Origin of the sequence: Micromonospora sp. CV4, from assembly GCF_003667455.1 — a bacterium.
GTDB lineage: Bacteria > Actinomycetota > Actinomycetes > Mycobacteriales > Micromonosporaceae > Micromonospora.
Map to the genome: position 1 here is coordinate 1 of NZ_RCVI01000073.1, position 2,228 is coordinate 2,228.

A 2,228-nucleotide genomic window follows, 5' to 3' on the forward strand; every position below is an offset into this window, starting at 1 on the left:
GGCCACCGGCGAGCAGGACGCTGCGCCGGCGGCCCGGGACGGCCTCGGTGGCCCGGGGGCCAGCGCGAGCCCGAAGCCGGCCGGCAAGGCGCTCGTGGCCGGCAACCCGAAGGGCAACGCCACCGTGCCGGTCGAGGCTCGGGCGGTGAACACCTCGAAGCCGACCCGGACCATCGGCACCGGCACCCCGGCGAGCTGCACCTCCGCGGCGGTGGTGAAGGCCGTCGCCGCCGGCGGCATCATCACCTTCAACTGCGGGCCGGCCCCGGTGACGATCAAGATGGCCGCCACCGCGAAGGTCCGCAACGCCAACGGGCCGAAGGTGGTGCTGGACGGCGGCGGCAAGGTGACGCTGAGCGGCCAGGGGCGGCGCCGCATCCTCTACATGAACACGTGCGACGAAGCGCAGGGCTGGACCACCTCGCACTGCCAGAACCAGGACCACCCGCAGCTGACCGTGCAGAACCTGACCTTCGCCGACGGCAACTCGACCGGGGACAAGGTGGAGGGCGGCGGCGGTGGGGCGATCTTCGTGCGCGGTGGACGGTTCAAGGTGGTCAACTCGCGGTTCGTCCGCAACCGCTGCGACCGGACCGGCCCCGACCTGGGTGGCGCGGCCATCCGGGTGCTCAGCCAGTACGAGAACAAGCCGGTGTACGTGGTGGGCAGCACCTTCGGCGGCTCCGCCGGCCAGGGCGGCTCCTGCTCCAACGGGGGCGCGCTGAGCAGCATCGGCGTCTCCTGGGTGGTGCTGAACAGCGTGCTCAGCCACAACGAGGCGATCGGCAGCGGCGCCAACCCGGCCAAGTCCGGCACGCCCGGCGGCGGCAGCGGCGGCGCGATCTACTGCGACGGCAACGAGTTCACCGTACGGATCGCCGGCACCGTCATCGAGAACAACAAGGCCAATGAGGGCGGCGGCGCGATCTTCTTCGTCAGCAACAACCGCACCGGCACCATGACGATCGAGAAGTCCACCCTGCGCCGCAATCCGAGCGCCAAGTTCGAGACCCGCGGCTTCCCCGGCATCTTCTTCCTCGGCGCCCGCAACCCCACGTTGAGCGGCTCGAAACTGAGCTGACCAGCGCGTACCTCAGTAGGGGTTGCCCTGGCCGGCGGCGCGGGCGCGGAGCAGACCGCCGGGCCGTCCGGGCAGGTCCGACGCGCCGGACAGCGGCGGACTGGTGGTGTGGTCGCCCCCGGCCATCCCGGCGAAAAGCTCCTTGAGCGCGGTGAGTGAACTGATCTTGGGTTGCCAGCCCAGCTCGGTCTCCGCCCGCTCGCTCGACATCAGCGGCGCGTTCAGGCCCAGCTCGACCCAGCCCGCGTCGACCGGTTGCAGCCGCGCCCGCCAGGTCAGCGCCGCCGCCACCCGCAGCACCGGCCCGGCGACGGGCACCGTCCAGCCGTGGAAGTGCCGGGCCACCAGCTCCGGTGTGAGCACCGGGTCCGCGGCGACATTGAAGGCGCCGCGCGCGTCACCCAGCACCGCCCTGGCGTACGCGTCGGCCACGTCGTCGGCGTGCACCGCCTGCATCCGCAGCCGGCGGTTGGTGGGCACCAGCGGGATCCGGCCGAAGCGCAGCAGCCGCACCGGCGCCAGCGGGCCGAGGAAGTAGCGGGTGATCTCCACACCCGCGTCCCGCTGAAAGATCAGCCCGGGTCGCAACCGCACCACCCGCAGCGCCGGATGATGGCCCTCGAGCCCGTCCAGCAGCGCCTCCACCTCGGCCTTGTGCTCGCTGTACGACGAGCCGGGCACCCCGGTCGCCGGCCAGCGCTCGCTCACCGGGCGGTCCTTCGGGCCGGGCGCGTACGTGCCGACCGAGGAGGCGTACACCAGCGCCGGCACCCCCGCCCGGAGCAGCGCGTCGAACACCGCCCGACTGCCGTCGACGTTGGTGCGGCGCAGCACCCGCTGGTCGTGACTGGGCTGAATCTGCCAGGCCAGGTGCACCACCGCGTCCGCGCCGGCGAACACCTCGGCGAGCTGCCCGGCCGCCCCCGGCGCGCCGATGTCAGCGGAGTGCCACTCCACCTGGTCGTACGGCTCGCCAGCCTCCGGACCGGGCAACCGCCGGGCCACCCCGACCAGCTCCACACCCCGCTCCCGGCGCAGCCGCCGCAGCAACGCCGTACCGACGTTGCCGCTCGCCCCCACCACCACGATCCGCATGTCCGACCCCGTACCCGCCCAGCAGCCCGTCAACCGCCGCTCCAGCCGGGCA

General features: G+C 73.1%; 2 protein-coding genes. One reads left to right on the forward strand and one right to left on the reverse strand.

The window, feature by feature from the left end:
- The coding region (locus EAD98_RS00420) for a hypothetical protein (protein ID WP_121652129.1) at positions 1-1,081 on the forward strand (1,081 nt) is incomplete at its 5' end.
- A 12-nt stretch (positions 1,082-1,093) separates the two neighbouring features.
- Here EAD98_RS00420 and EAD98_RS00425 read toward each other — a convergent pair.
- Positions 1,094-2,176: an NAD-dependent epimerase/dehydratase family protein gene (locus EAD98_RS00425; protein WP_121652130.1), complete on the reverse strand. Its 1,083-nt coding sequence runs from the start codon at positions 2,174-2,176 to the stop codon at positions 1,094-1,096.
- Positions 2,177-2,228: the final 52 nt, after the last annotated feature.

Excerpts from the sequence above, each read along its gene's own strand:
- EAD98_RS00425 (WP_121652130.1), bottom strand. The coding sequence starts at position 2,176 with ATGCGGATCGTGGTGGTGGGGGCGAGCGGCAACGTCGGTACGGCGTTG.